The 23,805-nt window shown below is 72.1% G+C and carries 16 protein-coding genes and 2 rRNA genes; 9 read left to right on the top strand and 9 right to left on the bottom strand.

Annotated features, from left to right (window positions below):
• The first annotated feature begins 53 nt into the window (after positions 1 to 53).
• Positions 54 to 974 (top strand): alpha/beta fold hydrolase, encoded by a 921-nt coding sequence (locus HTZ77_RS43930; RefSeq protein ID WP_175595742.1) that lies wholly within the window; start codon positions 54 to 56, stop codon positions 972 to 974.
• A gap of 32 nt (positions 975 to 1,006) precedes the next feature.
• Here the strand turns inward: HTZ77_RS43930 and HTZ77_RS43925 are convergent, their stop codons facing one another.
• Positions 1,007 to 2,617: a PucR family transcriptional regulator gene (locus HTZ77_RS43925; RefSeq protein WP_175595741.1), complete on the bottom strand. Its 1,611-nt coding sequence runs from the start codon at positions 2,615 to 2,617 to the stop codon at positions 1,007 to 1,009.
• A 94-nt stretch (positions 2,618 to 2,711) separates the two neighbouring features.
• Here HTZ77_RS43925 and gabT point away from each other — a divergent pair, with 94 nt between their 5' ends.
• The gene (gene gabT / locus HTZ77_RS43920) at positions 2,712 to 4,040 is read left to right on the top strand and encodes a 4-aminobutyrate--2-oxoglutarate transaminase (protein WP_175595740.1); all 1,329 of its coding nucleotides are present in this window, start codon (positions 2,712 to 2,714) and stop codon (positions 4,038 to 4,040) included.
• Between the two features lie 224 nt (positions 4,041 to 4,264).
• The gene (locus tag HTZ77_RS43915; RefSeq protein WP_175595739.1) at positions 4,265 to 4,465 is read left to right on the top strand and encodes a hypothetical protein; all 201 of its coding nucleotides are present in this window, start codon (positions 4,265 to 4,267) and stop codon (positions 4,463 to 4,465) included.
• Positions 4,466 to 4,538: 73 nt separating this feature from the next.
• On the opposite strand, the gene HTZ77_RS43910 is transcribed toward HTZ77_RS43915, so the two are convergent.
• On the bottom strand, positions 4,539 to 7,658 hold the full coding sequence (locus HTZ77_RS43910; RefSeq protein ID WP_175595738.1) for an NACHT domain-containing protein: 3,120 nt from the start codon (positions 7,656 to 7,658) through the stop codon (positions 4,539 to 4,541).
• Between the two features lie 174 nt (positions 7,659 to 7,832).
• Here HTZ77_RS43910 and HTZ77_RS48620 point away from each other — a divergent pair, with 174 nt between their 5' ends.
• A complete protein-coding gene (locus HTZ77_RS48620) occupies positions 7,833 to 9,023 on the top strand; it encodes a cytochrome P450 (protein ID WP_175595737.1) in 1,191 nt (396 codons plus the stop codon).
• A 3-nt stretch (positions 9,024 to 9,026) separates the two neighbouring features.
• Here the strand turns inward: HTZ77_RS48620 and HTZ77_RS43900 are convergent, their stop codons facing one another.
• The 4 genes from HTZ77_RS43900 to HTZ77_RS43885 all read right to left on the bottom strand — a co-directional run bounded on the left by HTZ77_RS43900 (position 9,027) and on the right by HTZ77_RS43885 (position 14,472).
• Positions 9,027 to 10,244: a saccharopine dehydrogenase family protein gene (locus tag HTZ77_RS43900; RefSeq protein ID WP_175595736.1), complete on the bottom strand. Its 1,218-nt coding sequence runs from the start codon at positions 10,242 to 10,244 to the stop codon at positions 9,027 to 9,029.
• 101 nt (positions 10,245 to 10,345) lie between these two features.
• A complete protein-coding gene (locus HTZ77_RS43895) occupies positions 10,346 to 11,521 on the bottom strand; it encodes an extracellular solute-binding protein (RefSeq protein ID WP_175595735.1) in 1,176 nt (391 codons plus the stop codon).
• A gap of 156 nt (positions 11,522 to 11,677) precedes the next feature.
• Positions 11,678 to 13,183 (bottom strand): CoA-acylating methylmalonate-semialdehyde dehydrogenase, encoded by a 1,506-nt coding sequence (locus HTZ77_RS43890; protein ID WP_175595734.1) that lies wholly within the window; start codon positions 13,181 to 13,183, stop codon positions 11,678 to 11,680.
• 8 nt (positions 13,184 to 13,191) lie between these two features.
• Complete coding sequence (locus tag HTZ77_RS43885; protein WP_175595733.1) at positions 13,192 to 14,472, bottom strand: aspartate aminotransferase family protein; 1,281 nt, start codon at positions 14,470 to 14,472, stop codon at positions 13,192 to 13,194.
• Between the two features lie 318 nt (positions 14,473 to 14,790).
• Here HTZ77_RS43885 and HTZ77_RS43880 point away from each other — a divergent pair, with 318 nt between their 5' ends.
• Positions 14,791 to 15,507, top strand: a complete 717-nt coding sequence (locus HTZ77_RS43880) for an alternative oxidase (protein ID WP_175595732.1) — start codon at positions 14,791 to 14,793, stop codon at positions 15,505 to 15,507.
• Positions 15,508 to 15,532: 25 nt separating this feature from the next.
• Here the strand turns inward: HTZ77_RS43880 and HTZ77_RS43875 are convergent, their stop codons facing one another.
• Positions 15,533 to 16,972: an MFS transporter gene (locus HTZ77_RS43875; RefSeq protein WP_328809117.1), complete on the bottom strand. Its 1,440-nt coding sequence runs from the start codon at positions 16,970 to 16,972 to the stop codon at positions 15,533 to 15,535.
• A gap of 91 nt (positions 16,973 to 17,063) precedes the next feature.
• Here HTZ77_RS43875 and HTZ77_RS43870 point away from each other — a divergent pair, with 91 nt between their 5' ends.
• The 4 genes from HTZ77_RS43870 to HTZ77_RS43855 all read left to right on the top strand — a co-directional run bounded on the left by HTZ77_RS43870 (position 17,064) and on the right by HTZ77_RS43855 (position 22,799).
• On the top strand, positions 17,064 to 17,768 hold the full coding sequence (locus HTZ77_RS43870; protein WP_175595731.1) for a TetR/AcrR family transcriptional regulator: 705 nt from the start codon (positions 17,064 to 17,066) through the stop codon (positions 17,766 to 17,768).
• 12 nt (positions 17,769 to 17,780) lie between these two features.
• Positions 17,781 to 19,436, top strand: a complete 1,656-nt coding sequence (locus HTZ77_RS43865) for an AMP-binding protein (protein ID WP_175595730.1) — start codon at positions 17,781 to 17,783, stop codon at positions 19,434 to 19,436.
• Positions 19,437 to 19,513: 77 nt separating this feature from the next.
• Entirely contained in the window at positions 19,514 to 21,130 is a 1,617-nt protein-coding gene (locus tag HTZ77_RS43860) for a PucR family transcriptional regulator (protein ID WP_175595729.1), read from the top strand.
• A gap of 193 nt (positions 21,131 to 21,323) precedes the next feature.
• A complete protein-coding gene (locus HTZ77_RS43855) occupies positions 21,324 to 22,799 on the top strand; it encodes a phosphodiester glycosidase family protein (RefSeq protein WP_175595728.1) in 1,476 nt (491 codons plus the stop codon).
• Positions 22,800 to 23,433: 634 nt separating this feature from the next.
• On the opposite strand, the gene rrf is transcribed toward HTZ77_RS43855, so the two are convergent.
• Together rrf and HTZ77_RS43845 are read right to left on the bottom strand one after the other, a co-directional pair.
• Positions 23,434 to 23,550: ribosomal RNA gene (gene rrf, locus HTZ77_RS43850) — 5S ribosomal RNA — on the bottom strand.
• A gap of 133 nt (positions 23,551 to 23,683) precedes the next feature.
• Positions 23,684 to 23,805: ribosomal RNA gene (locus HTZ77_RS43845) — 23S ribosomal RNA — on the bottom strand; the annotation flags it as partial.

Below are 23,805 nucleotides of genomic sequence, written 5' to 3'. Positions count from 1 at the left end.
CGACGTGAGCCGGTCGCCTTCTCAGCGGCAACGGAGCTGAGGGAGACATCATCGTGGGGGAAGTACTTTCCGACGCCGAGCTGGCGCGCTCGCTCGACGGCGGGTTCGTCAGCGGCCACGCCGACGTCAACGGGACCCGCCTGCACTACGTGACCGGCGGGCACGGCAGACCGCTGGTCCTGCTGGGCGGGTGGCCGCAGACGTGGTGGGAGTTCCACAAGATCATGCCGCCGCTCGCCGAACACCACCAGGTGATCGCCGTCGACCTGCGCGGCATGGGCGGCTCCGGCAAGCCCGCCCACGGGTACGACAAGAAGACGATGGCGGCCGACATCCTCGAACTCGTCCGCCACCTCGGCCACGACCGGGTCGACATCGCCGGGCACGACATCGGCGGCATGGTCGCCTACGCCTTCGCCGCGAACCATCCCGCCCACACCCGGCGCATCGCGCTGCTCGACATCGCCCACCCCGACGAGCGCTTCTACGCCTACTCCCTGCTCCCTCGCCCCGGCCGCCAGCAGGTGGACGGCGACATCCACGCGGGGCCGGGCCGGTTCCTGTGGTGGTTCGCCTTCAACCAGGTGCCGGGCCTGCCGGAACGCCTGCTCGCCGGCCGGTCCCGCGACCTGATCGACTGGATGTGCGACTACCTGATCAAGGATCCCGGCTCCATCAGCGACCGCGACCGCGACATCTACGCCCACGCCTACGCCACACCCGACGCCGTCCGCGCGGGCAACGCCTGGTACCGGGCCTTCGGACAGGACATCGCCGACGAGAAGACCTACGGCCGAGTCACCGCCCCGCTGCTGGGTCTGGGCGGCGGCGAAGGGGGCCACATGCTCCTGCAGGCGGTGCTGCCGGACAAGGGCACCGACGTCGAGGTGGTGCTGGTGCCCGACAGCGGCCATTACATCCCCGAGGAGCAGCCCGAGATCGTGGTCGAGCATCTGACGCGGTTCTTCGTCTGACCCCTGACCCCTGACCCCTGATGCCCCCGGGCTTACCCCTGATGCCCCCGGGCGTCGGGGCGGTCGGCGGCCGACGGGTCCGTGGCGGCCAACGCGATCCACAGCTCCGCCCGCACCCCCGGGTCGTCCAGATCCCGGCCGAGCAGTTCGGCCACGCGCCGCATCCGGTAGCGCAGCGTGTGCCGGTGGACGCCCAGCCGCTGCGCCGCCGCGTCCCAGTGGCCGTTGCAGCTCAGGTACGCGCGCAGCGACTCCACGAGGTCGGCCCGCGAGCCGTACCGCGTGAGGGGCGCCAGCAGCGCCCCGGCGAACGCCCGCGCGGCGCCCGGGTCGAGCAGCCTCAGCAGTCCCTGCCCGGCCAGGTCGCCGAACCGCACCACCCGTCCCTCGCCTCGCGGGTCACCCGCCGCCGCGAGCGCGCGCCGCGCCTGGTCGAGGGCGCCGGTCAGCTCGCCGTACGAGCACGGGACGCTCGCGCCCACCCGGCCGCCGGCGAACGCCGCCACCTGGTCGGCGGCCCGCTCCCCCACGACGGCCGCCACCACTCTCCCGCCGCGCGCCGGCGCTCTCCCGCCCTGCCCCGGGACGCCGGCCGCCGCCTCCCCGCTGCCCTCAGCGGTGACGCCGGGCATGCGACCGGGCGGAGGCTCGGGGAGGAGCACCGTGAAGGCGTGCGGCTCCAGCGCCTCCAGGGCGTCGGCCGGGGCGGCCACCACGACCAGCGGCTCCTCGGGCAGCCGCCCGCCGACCGCCTCCAGCACCGCGCGCGCCTGTTCCGGCGCTCCCGCGAGCAGCAGCTCCAGGACGGACGCGCGCAGCCGCCGCTCCGCCTCCAGCCGGGCCCCGCCCTGTTCCAGGGCCAGCGTGAGCAGCGAGCCGGCGGCGTTCAGGACCGTGTGGCCCACCGGCGAGAACGGCCGCACGGAGCCGGCGGCGAAGAACCCGCGCGGTCGCGGCCCGCCGCCGAGCGGCAGCACCACCATGTGCCCGCCGGGCCCGGACCACGCCAGGCTCGCGGGCCGCCCCGCCTGCCCGCCGGCGGGCCCCGGGGCGGGGTGGCCGGACAGGGCGCCGAGGCGGGTGAGCTCCGCCACCACCGTGCCGACCTGCGCGCCGGAGGAGGCGTGGCGGACCTCCCCGGTCTCGTCCAGCAGCGCCGCCCATCCGCCGATCTCCTTGGCCAGGCGGTCGACCACCGCCCGGGGCCCCTCCGGTCGCAGGGCGGCGCGCGTCAGCCGTCCCTGCGCCGCGAAGGCGTTCTTGATCTCGTCGTACTGCTCGGCAGCCAGCAGCTCGCTGACCGCCTTGCCGATCGCGATGAACGGGACCTCGCGCGGCACCTCCAGCAGCGGCAGACCGGCCTCAGCCGCCGCCCGGACGAGGCCGGGGGGCACGTCCTCGTGCGTGAGGCCCACCGCGAAGCCGAGCCCCGCCACCCCCCGCGCCACCAGTCGGGCGACATATCCGGAAAAATCGGCTTCCAGGCGCATCCCGGTGGTGAGGAGCAGTTCCTCCCCCTCCAGGTACGGCGTCGGATCCTCCAGCTCGCTGACCGCGACCCAGCGCACCACCACGTTCTCGATCGACCCGGCGAGCGGCCGCAGCCCCATCCGCCGCACCACGACCCGAAGCGAAGGCGCCATCCGTGAGAGTTGTCCATTCCGGCGAAGAAACGTGGCTCCAGTGTGCCATATCGACGTATCGGCGCAGGTGGAGGCGGGCCTTAACGTCGGAGCCATGAGCATCCCGCAGGAGCGCCGTCTCGTCACCGCCATTCCCGGACCCAGGTCGCAGGAGCTGCTGGCCCGCAAGCAGGCCGCCGTGCCCGGCGGCATCGGCACCACCCTCCCGGTCTTCGTGACCCGGGCGGGCGGCGGCGTGGTCGAGGACGCCGACGGCAACAGGCTGATCGACTTCGGCTCCGGCATCGCCGTCACGAACGTGGGCAACGCCGCCCCGCGCGTGGTCGAGCGGGTCCAGAAGCAGGTCGCCGAATTCACCCACACCTGTTTCATGGTCACGCCGTACGAGTCGTACGTGCAGGTCTGCGAGAAGCTCAACGAGCTGACCCCGGGCGACCACGACAAGCGCACCTTCCTCGTCAACAGCGGCGCCGAGGCCGTCGAGAACGCCGTCAAGGTCGCCAGGTACGCCACCGGGCGGCAGGCGGTCGTGGTGTTCGACCACGGCTACCACGGGCGCACCCTGCTCACGATGACGCTCACGGCCAAGAACATGCCCTACAAGCAGGGCTTCGGCCCGTACGCGCCCGAGGTGTACCGGGTGCCGCTGGCCTACCCGTACCGCTGGCCGACCGGCCCGGAGAACTGCGCCGAGGAGGCCGCCGCCGAGGCCATCGACATGATCACCAAGCAGATCGGCGCGACCAACGTGGCGGCCGTGGTGATCGAGCCGATCGCCGGCGAGGGCGGCTTCATCGAGCCGGCCCGGGGCTTCCTGCCGAGGATCGCGGAGTTCTGCCGCGAGAACGGCATCGTGTTCGTGGCCGACGAGGTGCAGACCGGCTTCGCGCGCACGGGCGACCTGTTCGCCTGCGAGCACGAGGGCGTCGTGCCCGACATCATCACCACGGCCAAGGGCATCGCGGGCGGCCTGCCGCTCGCGGCGGTGACCGGCCGCGCCGAGCTCATGGACAAGGTCCACCCGGGCGGCCTGGGCGGCACGTACGGCGGCAACCCGCTGGCCTGCGAGGCGGCGCTCGGCGTGCTGGAGACGATCGCCGAGGAGGACCTGGTCGCCAGGGCCCGGCGGATCGGCGAGATCATGCTCCCCCGCCTGGAGGCGATGCGCGAACGCTTCGACGTGATCGGCGACGTGCGCGGGCGCGGCGCGATGATCGCGATCGAGCTGGTCCGGCCCGGCATCAAGGAGCCCGATCCGGCGGCCGTCGCCGAGGTGGTCAAGCGCTGCCACGCGGCCGGCCTGCTGGTGCTCACCGCCGGCACCTACGGCAACGTGCTGCGGTTCCTGCCGCCGCTGGTGATCCCCGAGCACCTGCTGGAGGAGGGCCTCGGCATCCTGGAGAAGGCGTTCGCCGAGCTCTAGGCCCTTTACAAAGTATCAATAGGTAAAAAACGGGCATCCGGCTTGTGGCTGGATGCCCGTTTTTATGCGCCTAAAGGAGGCGGGGTGGGTAGAGAATTCACTCTGGCTTGACGTCCAGCTAGACGATCACGAGTGCGGTCGGGGTTATAACGGATCCGGTGCACGGGTGCGCGATCACCTCGGGGAGCGTGATGAACTGGGGCCCGACAGGAACGGCGCATGACATGTTGACGTTCGACCCTGATGATCTGAGCTGGGCGCAGCGCGAGGGCGATGCCTGCGCCGTCTGCCACAAGCGGTGGCCGAGGCCGCGCGTGCGCGTGGGCCGGCTGCCCGACGACTCGGCCGTGCTGGCGTGCGCCGACTGCGCCGAGGCCCTGCTGCCCGCCCCCCTCGGCACCGTCCTCGCCTTCCCGGCCCGCTGACCGTGTCACGCTGACCGTGTCACGAGACCGGCCCGCGTCATGCGTTCCGGCCGCGTCATGGGTTCCGGCCGTGTCATGCGTCGGCCTGCTCCACGAGGCTCCTGATCCGGTCATGCCGCGCCGCGGCCAGCCGGACGAGCTGGCCGGGGAATCGTTCGTCGTACTCGATGACCCACTGCAGGAAGCCCGGATGGCCGAACGCTGGCGGGTCGTAGTCCCAGACCCCCGCGGGGATCGGGTCGCGGCTGTCCTTGGGGACCAGCCAGCCGACGTGGCGCAACACCGCCTCCAGGTCACGGATCGCCGGCATGGCGTGCCGCAGTGATCGCGGGGGGCTGTCGCGCAGGGAGTGGAGGAGGAAGTCCGTCTCGGGGGTCTTCCAGCTCCCCTCACGATTCCCCTTGCCGGGATGGTCGGCGTCACCGGCCTGCTGGAACAGCCCGAGGAACTCCTCCGCGGTCAGATGACCGCTCTCCACGCGCCTGGCGGTGTGCTGCCGCCTGAGGCGCCCCTTCCACCGCGTCAGGAGCCGGTCGACCAGGAGTCCGAGCAGGACCAGGCCGACGCACACCACGCCGCGCGCGTTCCCCTGCTCGGCCGCGGCGACGTTCGGCAGGTCGATGCCGCGTACGACCAGGACGAGCCCGGCGCCGGCCAGGAGCGCCGCGCTCACCAGGCGGAACACGGTGATCCGGTCGACGCCCCGGGTCAGGTTCCTCAGGATCTCCGCCGGTTCGCGGCCCGCGAAGTAGTGGGCGAACATCGCGCGGGCCGGGCTCAGGTGAGGGAACAGCCAGTCCCGCGGCTGGTCGGGAAGGCGGCCGGTCCAGCCCATGAAGAGCACCAGCGCGACGGGCCAGGAGGTGACGGCGGCGCCGAGCAGTTCCATGACGGCGTCGCTCAGCCATCCGCGCAGGAAGTCCACCGCCGCCTGGCCGGTCAGGTGGACGGCGCGCATCGCGAGGAAGGCGGCGTGGAGGATGGGGAAGAGCATGGTGGGATACAGGGGCCACGGCAGGGGCCGCAGGTGCGCTCCCCCCGATCCGGTGAGGAACAGGACGCATCCCGCGATCACCGAGCAGGAGAACCACGGGGCGGGGAGCGACGTGTCGCCGTTCGCGACGCTCACCAGGTCCGCGACCGACCGTCCGATGCCCATGACCGCCAGCACCTGCATCAGGCGCATCGTGGCGCGCACCAGGACGGCCAGGTCCTGAGGGCGGCCCGCGTCGGGGCTCCCGGGCCGGCGCAGGAGGCGGCCGGCCGTCGAGGGGGAGGCCAGCGCGCTCATCAGGAGCATGAGACGGACGTTGCCCGGCAGGCGGAGGAACGTGCCGGGGAAGGAGGCCAGCCGCTCCGCCGCCTCCCGCATGAGACCGTCGGACCCGTCGTCGCGCTCGATCCGCTTCACCGCCCACGCGACGACCTCGGGGGACGAGAGCGGCAGAAGAGCGGCGGCGTGCCGCCGCGCCCGCCCGTTGCCGCGCACGAAGGCGCTGACGACGATCCGGTCCATGAGCGAGGTCAGCCGGGACGCGTCCGCGGCGCTCCATCCGCCGCTCGAAGCCCTGCCCAGGACGTCGAGCACGTTCGCGACGGGGGCGGGCCAGGACATCGCCACCGTCGGTGTGGGCACGGAGGAGCTCTTCCCGCCCGGCGTCAGGTAGGGAGTCACGTCGGCGACGGCCCACCCGGCCCCGGCCATGTGCGCGTCGAGGACGTCGCACGCGGCGGTCAGCAGCGACTCGCGGATGTCGTCAGCGCCGAGGCGCAGGCAGATGGTCACGGGTTCGCGCCACGCGGGCGTCGTGACCAGCCGCCCGGCGTCGAGCCCGTGGGCCGGGCTCATCAGCCGGCGCGCCGCGTAGTGGTCCCGGAACAACCGGCCGGCGAACACCACCGCGCCGGGCTGGACGCCGCGCACGATGCCCGCCGCGATCAGGGCCTCGGTCTCCCGCGCGACGTCGCCGGCATCGTGTTCCGCATCGATCGCACGCGCGGCGAGCCGCTCGGCGGCCTGGAGGATCCCGGCCGTCGGCAGGGAGCCGGCGACCGGCTCCAGCCGCTCGGCGGTGATCGCCTCCATGAGCTCGTACGGGCTTCGGGGCAGGTCCGCCGTCCCCGACCGCTCCACCTGGTCGAGGAGCAGCCCCATGACCATGGGGCTGGCGGCCGCCCGCGCCAGTTCCGGATGGCCGGCCAGATGGGAGCGGAGCCGGCCGACGTCCTCGGGCGTGAGCCCCCTTCTGACCGCCATCTCACGTTGCCGCGTGGAGGTGAGCGGCACCAGCGGCAGCACGTCCTCGTCCGGCCGGCTCACCGGCGCGTTCCGTAGCGCCACCACGGCGCGGAAGGCGCTCCTGCTGTCGACGAACTGCCGGATGGCGTCCAGGCAGCCGGCCGGCGTCTCCGCGCCGTCCGCCTCCCGCCCGGCGGCCATGTCGTCGATCCCGTCGAAGAGCAGGATCCAGGTCAGCCTCCGCCGCCCCTCCATCAGCCGGCGCAGGTCGCTCACGATGACGGAGTCCCCGTCGGAGACCATCCGGTGCACATGGCCGCGGATCAGCTCGGCGGTGGGCTTGGACTTCTCGTCGGCCAGCGCGCCGAGATCGACGCAGAGGGCGACCTCACGCGGCCGCTTCCTGCGCATCTCGCGCCGGTTCCGCTCGCGGGCGAGCTCGCGCAGCGCCAGGCTCTTGCCGGCTCCCGCCTCCCCGACGACGAACGTGACCTTGGCGTTGCGGCGCGGCAGCCGGGAGATCGGGCGTTCGTCGACGACGGTGCGCCTCTCCACCGTCACGAGGGGATCGACGATCCACCGGCGTGGCGGCTCCATCCGGTCGAGTCTCGCGCCGAGGGTCCTGACGATGTGCCGCAGGGCCTCCACGTCGGGTTCGGCGGGAGTCCGCGCGACGCGGACCACCCCGGTCACCGCCAGCGCGAGACCGAGCACCCCGGCCACCACGGGTATGGCATCAGGCTGCCGGGCCGGTGGCACTCCCGCCGCGCTCAGCCACACGTAGGCGCCCACTCCGGTCAACGCGGCGCCCAGAACCGCGATCGTCCAGCCGCCGACGCGCCGGAAAGCCTCCTCCCGGCCGTGCGCATGGCCGAACATGTCGAATCTCAGCGCCACCAACGCCGCCACCGTGGCGACGACGGAGGCGATCAGCCCGATCTGGTCCTGGGTCACGTCCTCCACCCTTCGCGTCCGTCCCCGACTACTTGAGCAACGGAGGGACACTGCGCGGTGTTACGGACCGGGGACGCTCCGATCCCGAGATCGCGCCGGAGGGAACGGTCTTGATCCCGTGCCGCCCGCGTACGACCATGGTCGGGCGGCATCCGAGGACGGGAGTGGGACGGCGTGAGCGACCACCGCGGCGACGCCCGCAAGATCGTACGGCCGGACACCGGCGAGACGTGCCCGGTCAGCCGGGCCCCCGACGGCACGTGGCGGGTCCGCGGCTACGCTCCGGCCCGTGCCGTGCTGCGCAGCGACGCCACCGTCCAGGCCGGGCTGGGCGTCGAGACCGCGGACAAGCTCCCCGCCCGGGTCCGGCGTCCCGTGCTCTACCGCGACGGGCCCGAGCACCGCGAGGACCGGCGGCAGACCGCGAGGTTCTTCACCCCGCGCCGCGTGGACGAGCGGTACCGCGGCCTGATGGCGCGGGTCGCCGACCGGCAGCTGGAGACGCTGCGCGCGGCGGGCGAGGCGCAGCTGTCCGAGCTGAGCTTCGGCATGGCGATCGAGGTGGCCGGTGCTGTCATCGGCCTCACCTCCAGCAGGCCGGGCATCCGGCTCAGGCTGGAGAGCTTCTTCCCGGAGAAGTTCGGCCGGCCGGGGCTGACCAGCCCGAGCGGGATCTACTGGCTCGTCCGGCAGAACGTCAGCTGGCTGCGCGTCTACCTGGCCGACGTGCGCCCCGCGATCCGCGACCACCGCCGCGCCCCGCGCGACGACCTCATCTCGCACCTGATCGCGCAGGGCTGCACGGACGCCGAGATCCTGGGCGAGTGCCTGACCTTCGCCGCGGCCGGGATGGTCACCACGCGGGAGTTCATCTGCGTCGCGGCCTGGCACCTGTTCACCGACGAGGAGCTGCTGGAGCGCTACCGCGCGGCCGGCGAGCCCGGCCGCCTGGCGATCCTGCACGAGATCCTGCGGCTGGAGCCCGTGGTGGCCCGGCTGCGCCGCCGCACCACGGCGGCCCTCGACCTGCCGGGCGCCGGCGGCCCGGTCACCGTGCCGCCGGGCGCGCTGGTCGAGGTGCTCGTCGAGGCGGCCAACGCCGATGCCGAGGCCGTGGGGGCCGACCCGCTGGCGGTGTGCCCGGGGCGCGCGATCGACGGCGGCGCGACGAGCGCCGCGGCCCTGTCCTTCGGTGACGGCCCGCACCGGTGCCCCGGGGCGGGCATCGCGATCCTGGAGACCGACGTCCTCCTCAGCCGCCTGTTCGCCCTGGAGGGTGTGCGCATGGCCGCCGCGCCCCGCGTGACCTTCAACAACGACATCGGCGGGTACGAGATCCGCGGGTTACGCGTCAGCCTGCCCTGAGGGTCAGGCGGCGGCCTGGCGCTCCTCGCGCATCTCCCACGGCGAGCCGTACTCGTGCAGCAGGTCGAGGAACGGCACCGCGTCGAAGGCCTCGGGCCCGAGCACGCCCGTACCCTTCCAGACGCCGCGCGCCACCAGCTCCAGCGCCACGACGGGGTGCACCGCGGTCTGCCAGACGACCGCCTGCGAACCGTACTCCCGCATCGACCACTCGTTGTCCACCACGTGGTACAGGTACACCTCGCGCGGCACGCCGTCCTTGCCGAGGCCCTTGACCCAGGTGCCGGCGCACGTCTTGCCGTGCATGCGCTCGCCGAGCGTCGCCGGGTCGGGCAGGCGGGCGGCCACCAGGTCGCGCGGCGCCACCTCGGCGCCGCCGACGCGCACCTTCTCGGCGCTGTCGAGCCCGAGCTTGCGCAGCGTCTTGAGCACGCCGATGAACTCCTCGCCGAGCCCGTACTTGAAGGTCACCCTGCGGGCCGGGATCCAGCGGGGCACGAGCAGGACCTCCTCGTGCTCGACGTTCACGCACTCCACCGGCCCGATGCCGGCCGGGAAGTCGAACACCTCGGGCTCGCTGAACGGCTCCGTGGTGTGCCAGCGCCCGTCCTCCCACACGACGGGCGGGTTCAGGCACTCCTCGATCGTGGTCCAGATGGAGAACGTCGGCGCGAAGTCGTAGCCGTCGACGACCAGGTTGGAGCCGTCGCGCACACCGATCTCCTCGATGCTGGAGAACAGGTGGTCGGCGGCGTAGCGGGCGAACACGTCGGCGAGGCCGGGCTCGACGCCCATGCCGACGAGCGCCAGCCGGTCGGCGTCCCGCCACGCGCCGTCGAGCGCGAACTGCCGGTCGCCGAGCTTGACCCCCGGCATCCGGTACGGCTCGCTGGGGTGCGGCCGCGACAGCGACATGGCCATGTCGAGGTAGTGCGCCCCCGCCGCGAGCGCCGCCTCGAACAGCGGCATCGTGAACCGGGGATCGACGGCGTTGAAGAGCACGTCGCACCTGTGCTCACGCAGGGCGGCCTCGACCTGGGCGCGGTCGGAGGCGTCGAGGGTGATCGCGCTGAAGCGGGGGTCGTCCACACCGGCGACGGCACGTGCCGCCCGGCTCTGTTGGGAGTCGGCGACCACGATGTGTTCGAAGAAATCTCGGCGAGCGGCGATGGGCACCACAGCGGAGCCGACCCCGCCGGCGCCGACCAGAAGGATTCTCATACCGAGCACCCTACTCACTGACTGGTCATTCAGTCGAGACTGACTGGTCATTCAGTCTAAATTGAGGGTGGTCGGGTGCATGCCTCCACCTGCGGCGGAGCTCACTTGACCAGCGCGCGCCACCGCTCGGCCCACGCGATGTACGCGGGACAGCCGTCCTTGGGCTTGCAGCCGTCGGGCGGGCGGGTGGCGAAGGCGATCCGCCCGATCCGCTCCGGGTCCTCGACGCCGTACGCGTCGCAGACCCGCTGGGTGGCCTTGACGCACGCCTCCGGGTTGGCCGGCGCCAGCCCCAGCCAGGCGACGGCCTTGCGCTGCACCGCGGCGGAGGCGGTGTAGGCCAGCCAGCGGTAGGCGCACTCGGTGTTGGGCACGCCGGCGCCGAGCATCCACGAGTCGACCCAGCCGGTCGAGCGCGGGGCCTCGACCGCCTTGACCGGCTTGCCGGCCTGCTGGAGCAGCAGGCGGTAGTACGGGGTGGCCTGGGCGTAGTCGAGCGAGCCGGTGGCGAAGCCCTTGACCAGGTCGAGCGGCTCGGTCCAGTACGTGCGGCCGGGCTGCTCCTCCAGCAGGTCAACGGCGCTGTCGAGCTCGTGCTTGCCCAGCTCGAACGGGTCGCCCTCGACCCCGTCGGCGAGCGCGGCGTCGGCGATGGTCAGCGGGCTGTCGCGCAGCACGACGTGGCCGCTGCCGAAGACGTCCTTCAGGGTCGGCTCGCCCTTGACACGCGCGGAGTCGTACAGGAACTCGTGGGAGCCCCACAGGTAGGGCACGCCGTAGACCTTGCCCGAGCGGACCGTCATGTCGCGGAAGCGCTTGGTCAGGTGGTCGTAGTCGGGCACCTTGGCCGGGTCGATGGCCTGGACCTGCTTGGCGGCGATGAGGTCGGCGGCCAGGACGGGCCCGGCGGAGATCACGTCGTAGGGGCGCCCCCGGACACTGGCGGCCATCTGGTCGGCGGTCTGCACGGTGTCGTAGCGGGCGATGCGGCAGCCGGTGGTCCGCTCGAAGTCGGAGGTGGTGCCGGAGTAGTCGGCGTAGCCGCGGTAGGTGAGGATCTGCAGCGTGCCGTCGCTCTGCGCCGGGCCCGGCGGGGAGACCGACTTGCGCGGCTTCACGCTCACGGCGGGCGACGGCGTGCCCAGCGGGACGGGGAGCGCCGCCCGCGGGGCGTCCGCGGCCGGCGCCGCCGCCGCGCCCGCTGACGGGCCCGCCGCGCCCAGGCTCGCGGCCAGGACCGCCACGGCGAGCGCCAGAGCGGGTGTGCGGCGATCCACTGGTCCCCCTTGTCCGCGGTCCCCTTGAGGGCGACCTCCTGCCCCGCGGCTCGTCCGGTACGACCCAGGTCCGCGGTCTCGATCTCGTGACCTGGAGCTTACCGGGGCGGGGGCCGGGGAGAGACGCGTGTCCCTCCCCGGTGGGGACCCGGGGGCCTACCCGTTGGTGGGGAAGCCCAGGTTGACACCGCCGTGGGACGGGTCGAGCCAGCGGGAGGTGACGACCTTGCCGCGCGTGTAGAAGTGGACGCCCTCGCTGCCGTGGACGTGCGTGTCGCCGAACAACGACGCCTTCCAGCCGCCGAAGCTGTAGAACGCCATCGGCACCGGGATCGGCACGTTGATCCCGATCATGCCGACCTCCACCTCGTTCTGGAAGCGCCGGGCGGCGCCGCCGTCGTTGGTGAAGACGGCCGTGCCGTTGCCGTACTCGCCGTCGTTGATGACCCGCACCCCCTCCTCGTACGAGGGGACGCGCACGATCGACAGCACCGGCCCGAAGATCTCCTCGGTGTGGACCCGCGAGCCCGCGGGCACGTGGTCGAGCACGGTCGGGCCGAGCCAGAACCCGGGCGCCTCCGACGCCTTGCCGCCGCCGAGCAGTTCGCTCTCGCGGCCGTCCACGACCAGCTTGGCGCCCTCCTCGACGCCCAGGTCCAGATAGGAGGCGACCTTGTCGCGGTGCGCGCGGGTGACCAGCGGCCCCATCTCGGCCTTCGGGTCGTCGCCGGGGCCGACCACCAGCTTGGCGACCCGCTCCTTGATCTTCTCGACCAGCTCGTCGCCGACGGGGTCCACGGCCAGCACGACCGAGATGGCCATGCACCGCTCGCCGGCCGAGCCGAAGCCCGCCGACACGGCCGAGTCGGCGACCAGGTCGAGGTCGGCGTCCGGGAGCACGAGCATGTGGTTCTTGGCGCCGCCGAGCGCCTGGACCCGCTTGCCGTGCGCCGTGCCGGTCTCGTAGACGTAGCGGGCGATGGGGGTGGAGCCGACGAACGAGACGGCCCGCACGTCGGGGTGCTCCAGCAGCCGGTCCACCGCGGTCTTGTCGCCCTGCACGACGTTGAACACGCCGTCGGGCAGCCCCGCCTCCTGCCACAGCCGCGCCATGAGCAGGGACGCCGACGGGTCCCTCTCGGACGGCTTGAGCACGAACGCGTTGCCGCAGGCGATCGCGATCGGGAACATCCACATCGGCACCATGGCCGGGAAGTTGAACGGCGTGATACCGGCCACGACGCCGAGCGGCTGGCGGATCGAGTAGGAGTCGACCCGCGTCGAGACGCCCTCGGAGAAGCCGCCCTTGAGCAGGTGCGGGATGCCGCAGGCGAACTCGACGACCTCCAGCCCGCGCGCCACCTCGCCGAGGGCGTCGGAGTGCACCTTGCCGTGCTCGGCGGAGATCAGCGCGGCCAGCTCGTCGCGGTGGGCGACCATGAGCTCGCGGAAGCGGAACAGCACCTGCGCCCGCTTGGTCAGCGACGCGTCCCGCCAGGCGGGGAACGCCGCGACCGCGGCGGCCACCGCCGCGTCCACCTCCTCCACCGAGGCGAGCGCCACGTGGCCGCTCACCTCGCCGGTCGCCGGGTCGAAGACCTCACCGGTACGGCCGTCGCCGCCGGTGAGCGCTCCGCCGATCCAGTGCCTGACAGACTTCACTGCGCCCTTCACTGCGCCACTGCCTCCGCGTCGATGACTTCCAGTGCGTGGACGATGATGCCGAGCCCCTCGGCGGCCTCGTCCATCGTGAGGGTGAGGGGCGGGGCCATGCGGATGGCCGTGCCGTACAGGCCGCCCTTGCCGGCCAGCAGGCCGGCCCGCTTGGTCTCCTCCATGAAGCGCGCCGCCTGGGCGGGCGTCTCCAGCTCGACGGCGAACATCAGGCCCTTGCCGCGCACGTCCTTGACGATGCGCAGCCGCTGGGCGGCCTCGCGCAGGCCGTCCGTGATGAGCGCGCCGGTGCGGGCGGCGTTGGCCTGCAGGTCGTGGTCGAGGACGTAGTCGAGGGTGGCGTTGGCGGCGGCCATGGAGATGGGGTTGCCGCCGAACGTGGCCAGGCCCACCGCGGGCAGCGCGTCCATGAGGTCGCCGCGGGCGACGACGCCGCCGACGGCGAACCCGTTGCCGAGGCCCTTGGCGAAGGTCATCATGTCGGGCGTCACGCCGTGGTTCTGGATGCCGAAGAACGCGCTGCCGGTGCGGCCCCAGCCGGTCTGCACCTCGTCGGAGATGAACAGGATGCCCTGCTCGTCCAGGACCTCCTTGTAGGCGGCGAACAGGCCGTCGGGGGCCATGGTGAAGCCGCCCACGCCCTGGATGGGCTCGGCGATCAGCGCGGCGACGTCGCCGGCGACCGTGGTGGCGAGCACGTGGCGCAGGTCGTCGACGCACACCTTGATGTACTCGGCGTCGGACAGGCCGCGGAACTGGGCGAGGTGCCGGTCGGCGCCGTGCAGGAAGTGCGCGTTGAGCGGGGAGAGCGAGTTGTTCTTCCAGGAGCGGTTGGAGGTGACGCTGATCGCGCCGAAGCTGCGCCCGTGGTAGCTCTGCCGCATGGCCAGCACCTGGTCGCTCTTGCGGGCGTAGGTGGCCAGCAGCAGGGCGGTCTCGTTGGCCTCGGTGCCGGAGTTGGTGAAGAAGACCTTCGCGTCCGGGATGCCGGACAGGCGGGCGATCTTCTCGGCCAGCTCGATCTGGCCGCGCAGGAGGTAGACCGTGCTCGTGTGGACGACGCCCGTGGCGAGCTGGCGCTCGACGGCCTCGCGCACCTCGGGGACGTCGTAGCCGATCATGTTCGTCAGGATGCCGGCGAAGAAGTCGAGGTAGCTCTTGCCGTCCGCGTCGACGACGCGGTTGCCCTTGCCGCTGACGATCTCGATGGGCTCGGTGTAGTTGAGGGCCAGCCAGTTGGGCATGACGGCCCGGTGGCGCGCGAGAAGCTCCGACATGCTACGAGTATCCCGTTCTGACATCATTCCTCCCACCGGCAACCTGTCGGCGGGCCGCCGAATCGCCTTACAGGCTGTCGGGGCGACCTCTGGACTTCTCGCCAGTTTATGTCATGACATCAAGACTTCCTGCCGTCCGCCCTCCGCGGTCCCGCCGTCCGTCCCCTAGGGGATGTCCCGTGCGCCTGCGGGCGTACGGGCCGCGCCCGCGGTACGCCGCCGGAGGCACGGGGAAAGACCTCCCGCGGCCGACGACCGGACGGGGCCCGCTCGGCCACGATCGGGTCATCACGAGGACGACCCGAGGAGACACCGGCCATGACCATCACCTTCGAGCCCGCCATCGCCCCCGGGACGCGCCCCGAGCTGCCCTCCGGCCCGCCCAAGCTCAGCCGCGACCTGCTCCGCCAGGCCGAGCGCGACACGCTCGCCACCCCGCGCATGGCCTACAGCCTGCTGGCGCGGATGATGTTCAAGCCCGTGGACCTCCTGTACGGCAAGCAGGGCTCGTTCACCAAGTTCGCCATGCTGGAGACCATCGCCCGCGTGCCGTACCAGGCGTGGGAGCGCATGGGCTACTGGGCGGTCCACCGCCACGCGGCGCGCTCGGCGCTGGCCAGGAGGGTGTTCGAGCGGATCGTGGAGGCCCGCGCCGACCAGGACAACGAGCAGTGGCACCTGCTGATCATGCAGGACCTCGTGCAGCGCAACGGCGAGCGGCAGACGTGGCTGCTGCACCGGGCCGCGCCGTGGGCCATCTCGTTCTTCTACTACCACGTGTCCTGGATGCTGTTCCTGGTCCGGCCCGACTGGAGCTACCGGCTCAACGCCGAGTTCGAGGACCACGCCGAGCACGAGTACATGACGTTCGTGGCCGAGAACCCCGCGCTCGACCTCGTCCCGGACCCCGGCACCTACGCCGCCGAGTACGGCCGCCACCGCTCGGTGGCCGACCTGCTGCGGCAGATCGGCCACGACGAGCGCACCCACAAGCTCGACAGCCTGGAGAGCATGCGCGAGCCCCGTGTTCGATGAAACAGCGTCCGATGAGCCGCCGGGCTCACACCCGCTCGGGCTCGGGCTCGGGAGCGGCGGCCGGGGCGGGCGGCCGGAGCACCGCCAGCGCGAGCAGCGCGGCGGCCACGCAGAACCCGCCGCCCACCCACGCCCCGAGGTGCACGGCGTCGGTGAACGCGGCCTTGGCGGGCTCGGCGAAGCCCAGGCGGATCGCGTCGCCGATCGACTCCTTGGCCGCGGCCGGCACGCCCGCGGGCATGGCCGAGGTGAACACCCCCGCCAGCACGCTGCCGAGGATCGCGATGCTCATGGCCAGGCCGACCTGCTGGACGGTGTCGTTCAGGGCCGAGCCGACCCCGGCGTGCTCCACGGGGATCGCCCCCATGAGCGAGGCGTAGGCCGCCGGGCCGGCCAGGCCGCCGCCGACGCCCATGACCATCAGCCCGGTCAGCACCGGCAGGTAGCCGGTGGTCGTGGCCAGCACCGCGAACCCGCCGGCCATGACGAGCAGCCCCGCGCCGACGAGCACGCGGTTGCTCACCCGCTGGCCGAGCGCCGCGCCGAGGCCGTTGAACAGCGCCGCGGCCACCGCGTACGGCAGCAGCGCGAGGCCCGCCTTCATCGGCCCGTAGCCGAGCACGAACTGCAGGTACTGCGTCAGCATGAGCATCACCGCGCCCGCGCCGAAGGACATCAGCAGGATGGAGAAGGACGCCCCGCTGAAGTTGCGGTTGCGGAACAGCTCCAGCGGCAGCATCGGATGCGCGGACCGCACCTCCCACACCACGAACGCGCCGAGGGCCACCACGGCGGTCGCGATGCCGCCCACGTTCCACTCGCGCTCGATGATGACGTAGACGGCGGCGGTCAGCCCGACGACGGACAGGACCACGCCCACCGGGTCGATCCGGCGCCCGGAGCTGCGGGTCTCCGGCATGAGCACGAACGCGGCCACGATGGCCAGCCCGGCGATCGGCACGTTCAGCAGGAAGACCGATCCCCACCAGTAGTGGTCGAGCAGGAAGCCGCCCAGCGTGGGGCCCGCGATCACGCTCACCATGGCGACGGCGCTCCAGGCGGCCATCGCCTTGCGCCGCTCGGCCTCGTCGAAGACCGTCATCAGGATGGACAGCGTGGAGGGCATGAGGATCGAACCGCCGACCCCCATGAGCGCCCGCGCGCCGATGAGCTGCCACGGCTCCGAGGCCAGCACGGCCAGCAGCGACGCGCCGCCGAAGAAGGCCAGACCGATGATCAGGAATCTGCGCCGGCCGTAGCGGTCGGACAGGCTGCCCGCGGTCAGCAGCAACCCGGCGAAGGCCAGCACGTAGGCGTCGAGGATCCACTGGATGTCGCCGGGGCTCGCGCCCAGGGTGCGGATCAGCGACGGGATGGCCAGGTTGAGCACCGTCCCGTCCACGCCCAGCACCAGCACCGACAGACACAGGACGACGAGCGTCCACCACCGCCGCGGGTCTCGCACGTCGTTCGAGGGTTCTGGTACGTCGTTCGAAATCACTCGCACACTGTACGACCAATCTCGCACACTGTGCGAGAGGTTTTATGCTGGGGCAATGAGCAAGCAGATCTCCTCCGTCTGGACCCGCGAGCCGCGGCCCGCCCGGACCCCCGGCCGCAGCCGCGAGGAGATCGTCCGCGCGACGCTGGAGCTGCTCGACGCCGAGGGGCTCGACGGCCTCAGCATGCGCAAGCTCGGCGCGCGGCTGGGCTCCGGCGCCACCACCATCTACTGGTACGTCGAGAACAAGGACGAGCTGCTGGAGCTGGCCTACGACCACGTCTGGGGCCAGATCGCCCTGCCCGTCCCCGAGGAGCTCGGCTGGCGCGACACCATCACGACCTTCGCCCACAGCATGCGCCGGGTCATGCTGTTCCACCCCTGGGTCGGCTCCCTCATCGGCCGCCTGCCCGCCCTCGGCCCCAACGCGCTGTCGATGTCCGACCGGCTGCGCAAGGCCTTCGCGCTGGCCGGCTTCGAGGGCCTGGACATCGACTACGCCAACGCCGCCCTCACCGCGTACGTGTTCGGCACGGTCATCCCCGAGATCGCCTGGCAGTCGTCCATGGGCGGCGAGGAGCTCGACCAGGAGTCCATGAAGGAGACGTTCCGGCACGTCGCCCGCGACTTCCCCGACCTGCTGGAGCGCCTCACCGAGATCAACGACAAGGTCTCCGACACCGACACGCTGCGGGAGACGAGTTTCGCGTTCGGTCTCACCACGGTGCTCGACGGCCTTGAGGCCCGGCTGCGCTCGTAGCAGATTGAGGGTATGGGAGATGACGAGCAGCACCACGACGTGAGCGGCTTCCGCGCGGCCCGCGACCTCCTGCTGGAGGCCGACTACGCGACCGCGCGCAGGGAGTTCCGCTGGCCCCGGCCGGAGCGCTTCAACTGGGCGCTCGACTGGTTCGACGGGGTGCTCGCCGCCGAGACACCCGGCGCGCCGGCGCTGCGCATCGTCGGCGGGGACCGCCCGGTGTCGCTGACCTTCGCCGAGCTGTCGGCCCGATCCGCCCAGGTCGCCCACTGGCTGCACGAGCAGGGCGTGCGCCGCGGCGACCGGATCCTGCTCATGCTCGGCAACCAGGTCGAGCTGTGGGAGAGCCTGCTCGCCGCCATGAAGCTCGGCGCCGTCGTCATCCCGGCCACGACCCTGCTGACTGCCAAGGACGTCGCCGAGCGCGTCGAGCGGGCCGGCGTCGCGCACGTCGTCGCCAACGCCTCCGACGCCGGCAAGTTCGCCGCCGGGCCGTTCACCAGGATCGCCGTGGGCGACGCGTACGGCTGGCTGCCCTACCACGACAGCCGCGAGGCGGACGCCCGCTTCACCCCCGAGGCGCCCACCCTGTCCGGCGACCCCATGCTGCTCTACTTCACCTCCGGCACGACCTCCCAGCCGAAGCTGGTCGAGCACTCCCACCTGTCCTATCCCGCGGGACACCTGTCCACGATGTACTGGATCGGGCTGCGGCCCGGCGACGTGCATCTCAACGTGTCGTCACCCGGCTGGGCCAAGCACGCGTGGAGCAGCGTCTTCGCGCCGTGGAACGCGGGCGCGACCGTGCTCGTCCACGACTACCGGCGCTTCTCCGCCACCGGGCTGCTGGAGGTGCTGCGCGACGAGGCCGTCACCACGTTCTGCGCGCCGCCGACCGTGTGGCGCATGCTCATCCAGGAGGACCTGTCCGCCTGGCGGCTGCCGCTGCGCACCGCCGTCGCCGCCGGCGAGCCGCTCAACCCGGAGATCATCGACCAGGTCGCCAAGGCGTGGGGGCTCACCATCCGCGACGGCTACGGCCAGACCGAGACCACCGCCCAGATCGGCAACGTGCCGGGAGAGCCGGTCAGACCGGGGTCGATGGGCCGGCCGCTGCCCGGCTACGAGATCACGCTGCTCGACCCCGTCACCGGGCGGCCGGGCGACGACGGGGAGATCTGCCTGCCGCTCGACGGGGCCCGGCCCGCCGGGCTGATGACGGGCTACGCGGGCGCCTCCGCCGCCGCGGCCGACGGCTTCTACCACACCGGTGACGTGGCCACCCGCGACGCCGACGGCTACATCACGTACGTGGGGCGCACGGACGACGTGTTCAAGGCGTCGGACTACCGCATCTCGCCGTTCGAGCTGGAGAGCGTGCTGCTGGAGCACCCGGCCGTCACCGAGGCCGCCGTGGTGCCCGCCCCCGACCCGCTGCGCCTGGCCGTGCCCAAGGCGTACGTGACGCTCGCACCCGGCTTCGAGCCCGGCGAGGACACCGCGCGGTCCATCTTCGAGCACTGCCGGCGCGGGCTCGCGCCGTACCAGCGGGTGCGGCGGCTGGAGTTCGGCGAGCTGCCGAAGACGATCTCCGGCAAGATCCGCCGGGTCGAGCTGCGCGAGCGCCCGCCCGGCCGGGAGTTCACGGAGGAGGAGCTGAACCGATGAGCGGCTGCCGATGTGTAAATCCATCATGTAAATGGGAGCATTGCCGATCTTACAAGCTGATCGGATAGGCTCTGTCCGTGCTGCCCACCATTGCCGATGTGCTCGCCTTGGAGACGGTTCGCCGGGGCGGACCGCGCGTAGTCGCGGGCGCGGACCGGCTGGGCAGCAAGGTGCGGTGGGTCCACGTCGGCGAGATCGCCGACATCGCCCCCCTGCTGCGCGGCGGCGAGCTGGTGCTCACCACCGGCGTCGCGCTACCGCGCGACCCCGAGCAGCTCGCCGACTACATCGGGGAGCTGGCGTCCGTCGGCGTCGCCGGACTCATCGTGGAGCTGGGCCGCCGGTTCGTCGGCGAGCTGCCGCCCGCCGTCGTCAAGGCCGCCGAGGAGCACGGGCTGCCACTCGTCGTGCTGACCCGCGAGACGCCGTTCGTGCAGATCACCGAGTCGGTGCACGCCCGGATCATCGACATCCAGCTCGAGGAGCTGCGGGCCTCCGAGCAGCTGCACGAGGTGTTCACCGAGCTGTCGGTCGAGGGCGCCTCGCCCGCCGAGGTGCTCGCCCAGGTGGCGCGGCTGTCCGGGCGGCCGGTGCTGCTGGAGAACCTCGCCCACCAGGTGCTGGCCTGCGAGTCCGCGGCCCGCGACACCGGCAGCCTGCTCGCCGGGTGGGAGACCCGCTCGCGGGCCGTCGCGCCGCCCGAGCGCACCGCGTACGACCCGGCCTCCGGCTGGCTGGTCACCACCGTCGGCGCCCGCGGCCAGGACTGGGGCCGGCTGATCCTGCTGTGCGACGCGCCGCCCTCGCCCCGCGACCTGGTCCTCGCCGAGCGCGCCGCCACCACCCTCGCCCTCGGCCGCCTGCTCGAACGCCACCAGGAGTCGCTCGAACGCCAGGCCCACGGCACGATCATCACCGGCATCCTCACCCACGCCTACGCCGACCCCGACGAGGCCGCCGCCCGCGCCCGCGCCGTCGGCGTCCCCCTCACCGGCCGCAAGCTCGTCAGCGTGGTCATCCGGCCCACCGAGCCCGTCGAGCAGGCCCTCGACGGGCAGGCGCAGCTCGGCGAGCTGGCCGAGGCGACCGCCGCGGCCTGCCGCGACGCCCGCCTGCCGGCCCTCGTCGGCGCGCTCGACCAGGACCGCGTCGGCGTCCTGCTGCCGCTGCCGCCGCGCACCCAGGCCGAACCGGCGCTGACCGCCCTGTCCGAGCGCCTGCGCGTCCTGTGGAAGAGCGGCGCCCCGTTCGTCCTCGCGGCCGGCTCCGTGGTCGACTCCATCCGCGACGTGCGCCGCAGCTTCCTCGAAGCCGAGCAGGTGGCCGACGTGGCCGTGCGACAACCCGACGGCAGGCCCTTCTACCGGCTGCCCGACCTGCGGCTGCGGGGCCTGCTGCACCTGCTGCGCGACGACGCGCGGCTGCAGACGTTCGCCGAGCGGGAGCTCGGGCCGCTGCTCGCCCACGACGCCCAGCGCGGCGGCGACCTCACCAGGATCCTGCGCATCTACCTCGACGCCGGGCGCAACAAGGCGGTGGCCGCCCAGAAGGCGCACCTGTCTCGGCCCGCCTTCTACGACCGGCTCCGGCGCCTCGAACGCATCCTCGACACGGACCTCGACGACGTCGAGTCGTGCCTGTCGCTCCACGTCGCCCTGCTGGCCCTGGAGTCCTTCCGCCGCGACTCCCGCTGACGCGCGGCCCTTGTCGACGAACCACGTCCCGAATGCCCCCACGTTCCGTGACGACCACAAGTCGTACGGCAAGCCCTGTCCAGACTGCGATGTCAATCTCGTAACCTCTGCGACCGATTCGCGTGTTTCGCTCACCCGCCGACCATGATCACGCCAGGATGGTGCGGTTCACTGCCCGCCCTCTGGAGTTGTCATGTCTCGACGTACCCTCGCCGCCGGCCTGTCCCTGGCCGCCGCCCTCACGGTCACCACCGTGCCCGTCGCCGCCGCGGACCAGGCATCGGTCAAGTTCCCGTCCGCCAAGTTCCCCCTGGGGACGTCAGGGGCGCCGACGAGGAAGCTGACCAGTGTGGCCCAGGGCGTCGACCTGTACGACGTGCAGGCCGGCAGTTCCAGCAACAGCTACACGGTTTCCGTCCTGATGCCCAGCGGCCGTGACTACGGCATGCGGCAGACCGCCGAATCGGTTCTGGCTCAGGTGGAGGCCGCAGGCGAGACCGCGACCCTGCTGGAGGTCGTCCGGCCGGCCGTGGCCGACGCCCCCTCGCAGACCGTCTACATGGTGCGGGTGGGCGACTGGAAGCTTGAGGAGAAGAAGAAGGCCGAGGAGATGGTGTCCAAGCTCAAGGACGCCGGCCTGAAGTCCCGGGTGGACTACACCGGCGACGACGGCCTGGAGACGACCGGCCCCTGGAACGTCAAGGTCATGATGATCGACGCGCGGACCTTCCGCGGCTCGTACGCGTCGTCCCTCGGCACCAGCGTCGCCGCCCGCGACAAGGTCTCCGCCATGGCGAAGTCCGCCCACGCCCTCGCGGCCGTCAACGGCGGCTTCTTCAACATCCACACCGTCAAGAACCTCCAGGGCGAGCCGGTCGGCGCGTCGGTGGTGGCGGGCAAGCTGCTCAGCGAGGCGGTGCCCGGCCGCTCCGCCGTCGTCCTCAAGGGCCGCACGGCCCGCATCACCGAGATCAGCACCACGGTGACGGCCATCGCGCAGGACGGCTCCAAGTCCCCGGTCAACGGCGTCAACCGCGCGGCCGGCACGGACGAGCTGGTCATGTACACCGAGGAGTTCGGCGCCAAGACCCCGGCCGACGACGGCGCCGACGTGGTGATCGACGCCACCGGCAAGGTCGTCGGCGTGCGCGCTCCGGGCGCCGAGGTGGCGCGCGGCACGCGCGTGCTGCACGGCACCGGCGTGGCCACCGAGTGGCTGTCCGCGCACGCCACCGAGGGCACGACCCTGAAGATCGACACCAAGGTCGTGGACCTGCGCAAGCGCTCGGCCATCAAGCTCACGCCCGACGTGAACGTCATCGCCGGCAGCGTCGGCCTGGTCCGCAACGGTAAGACCCGGATCACCGCCAAGCTCAACGGCCACGACTCGATCAACATGATCCTGCGCAGGCACCCGCGCACGCTGCTCGGCACGACCCGCAACGGCAGCCTCATCGTGGCCGTCATCGACGGCCGCCAGCCGGGGATCACGGTGGGGGCCAACTTCATCGAGGCGGCCCGCTTCATGCGCTGGCTCGGCGCCCGGGAGGCCGTCAACCTGGACGGCGGCGGCTCGACCACCATGGTGGTGGGCGACAAGGTCGTCAACCGCCCGTCGGACGGGGTGGAGCGCGGCGTCGGCGACGCCCTGCTGATCATGCCGAAGTAAGTAAGTAAGGCCGCAGAGCGTTCCAGCCGGGGGCGGGCACACCGCCTCCGGCTTTCCTATGCCGCCCTCCCCCGAGCCACCGCTCCCGGTTTCCCTGTGCCGCCCTCCCCGGGCAACCGCCCCTCCGCCCCCTCCACCTGGGCCACCGAACCGGCTCTTCTGACCGGCCTTTCTGTCCCGCCACTCCCCCGAGCCACTCCGCCCCTTCTCTGGGTCACCGCCGCTCTTGGGACCACCGTCCTGCTTCGGGTCGCCATCCCTTGCCCGGGCTGGCGCCATTCTCCTCCTGCGCCCGTCCCCCTCTGGCCCTCCTGGCCATCCCCCTGGGCCGCCTTCCGGGCTTCGCATGCCTGCCCCTCACGCCACGGGCCTGTTGAAGTCGGGCCTGATGAATCGACGGCGCTGGTGTCGTGCTGAAAAGGGCCTGGCTGAACCCGGCGACGTGCCGAGCGGATGGGGCGGTGCGTGACGGCTCCTGGCCAGGGGACGACGCCTCCCGTGGGCAGTCGTCACCCGACAGCCCCATGCGGAGAATCGCGCCTCAGACATGCGCGAGCTGACCCCGGGCATGCGAAAAGGGGCCCACACGAACCCGGCATCAGCCAGGCCCGCATGAACCCCTTCTCAAAAGATTGTCCGGCGGTGACCTACTCTCCCACACCCTCCCGAGTGCAGTACCATCGGCGCTGGGAAGCTTAACTTCCGGGTTCGGAATGTAACCGGGTGTTTCCTTCCCGCCATAACCGCCGTAACCCTCCGAAACACACAAGCACTGCTTGCTGTCTCAGAATTGCCTAGTGGACGCGAGCAAGATCTTCGATGCGGCGCAGCTCTGGACCCGGCGAAGAGTAACAGAGCGCAGCACGCACCAAAGCATTAGCTTTGTGGTCAAGTCCTCGGCCTATTAGTACCGGTCAGCTCCACACGTTACCGCGCTTCCACCTCCGGCCTATCAACCCGGTCGTCTACCGGGAGCCTTACCCCCTCACAGGGTGGGAGACCTCAT

The organism is Nonomuraea montanisoli, from assembly GCF_013363975.1.
Taxonomy (GTDB): Bacteria; Actinomycetota; Actinomycetes; order Streptosporangiales; family Streptosporangiaceae; genus Nonomuraea; species Nonomuraea montanisoli.
The sequence above is the reverse complement of the archived record's forward strand: the minus strand, read 5'-3'. Positions and strand labels throughout refer to the sequence as shown.

Coding starts and splice junctions, on each gene's coding strand:
- HTZ77_RS43925 (WP_175595741.1), bottom strand. CDS start 2,617: ATGGCGCCTTCGCTTCGGGTCGTGGTGCGGCGGATGGGGCTGCGGCCG.
- gabT (WP_175595740.1), top strand. CDS start 2,712: ATGAGCATCCCGCAGGAGCGCCGTCTCGTCACCGCCATTCCCGGACCC.
- HTZ77_RS43915 (WP_175595739.1), top strand. CDS start 4,265: ATGTTGACGTTCGACCCTGATGATCTGAGCTGGGCGCAGCGCGAGGGC.
- HTZ77_RS43900 (WP_175595736.1), bottom strand. CDS start 10,244: ATGAGAATCCTTCTGGTCGGCGCCGGCGGGGTCGGCTCCGCTGTGGTG.
- HTZ77_RS43885 (WP_175595733.1), bottom strand. CDS start 14,472: ATGTCGGAGCTTCTCGCGCGCCACCGGGCCGTCATGCCCAACTGGCTG.
- HTZ77_RS43880 (WP_175595732.1), top strand. CDS start 14,791: ATGACCATCACCTTCGAGCCCGCCATCGCCCCCGGGACGCGCCCCGAG.
- HTZ77_RS43870 (WP_175595731.1), top strand. CDS start 17,064: ATGAGCAAGCAGATCTCCTCCGTCTGGACCCGCGAGCCGCGGCCCGCC.
- HTZ77_RS43865 (WP_175595730.1), top strand. CDS start 17,781: ATGGGAGATGACGAGCAGCACCACGACGTGAGCGGCTTCCGCGCGGCC.
- HTZ77_RS43855 (WP_175595728.1), top strand. CDS start 21,324: ATGTCTCGACGTACCCTCGCCGCCGGCCTGTCCCTGGCCGCCGCCCTC.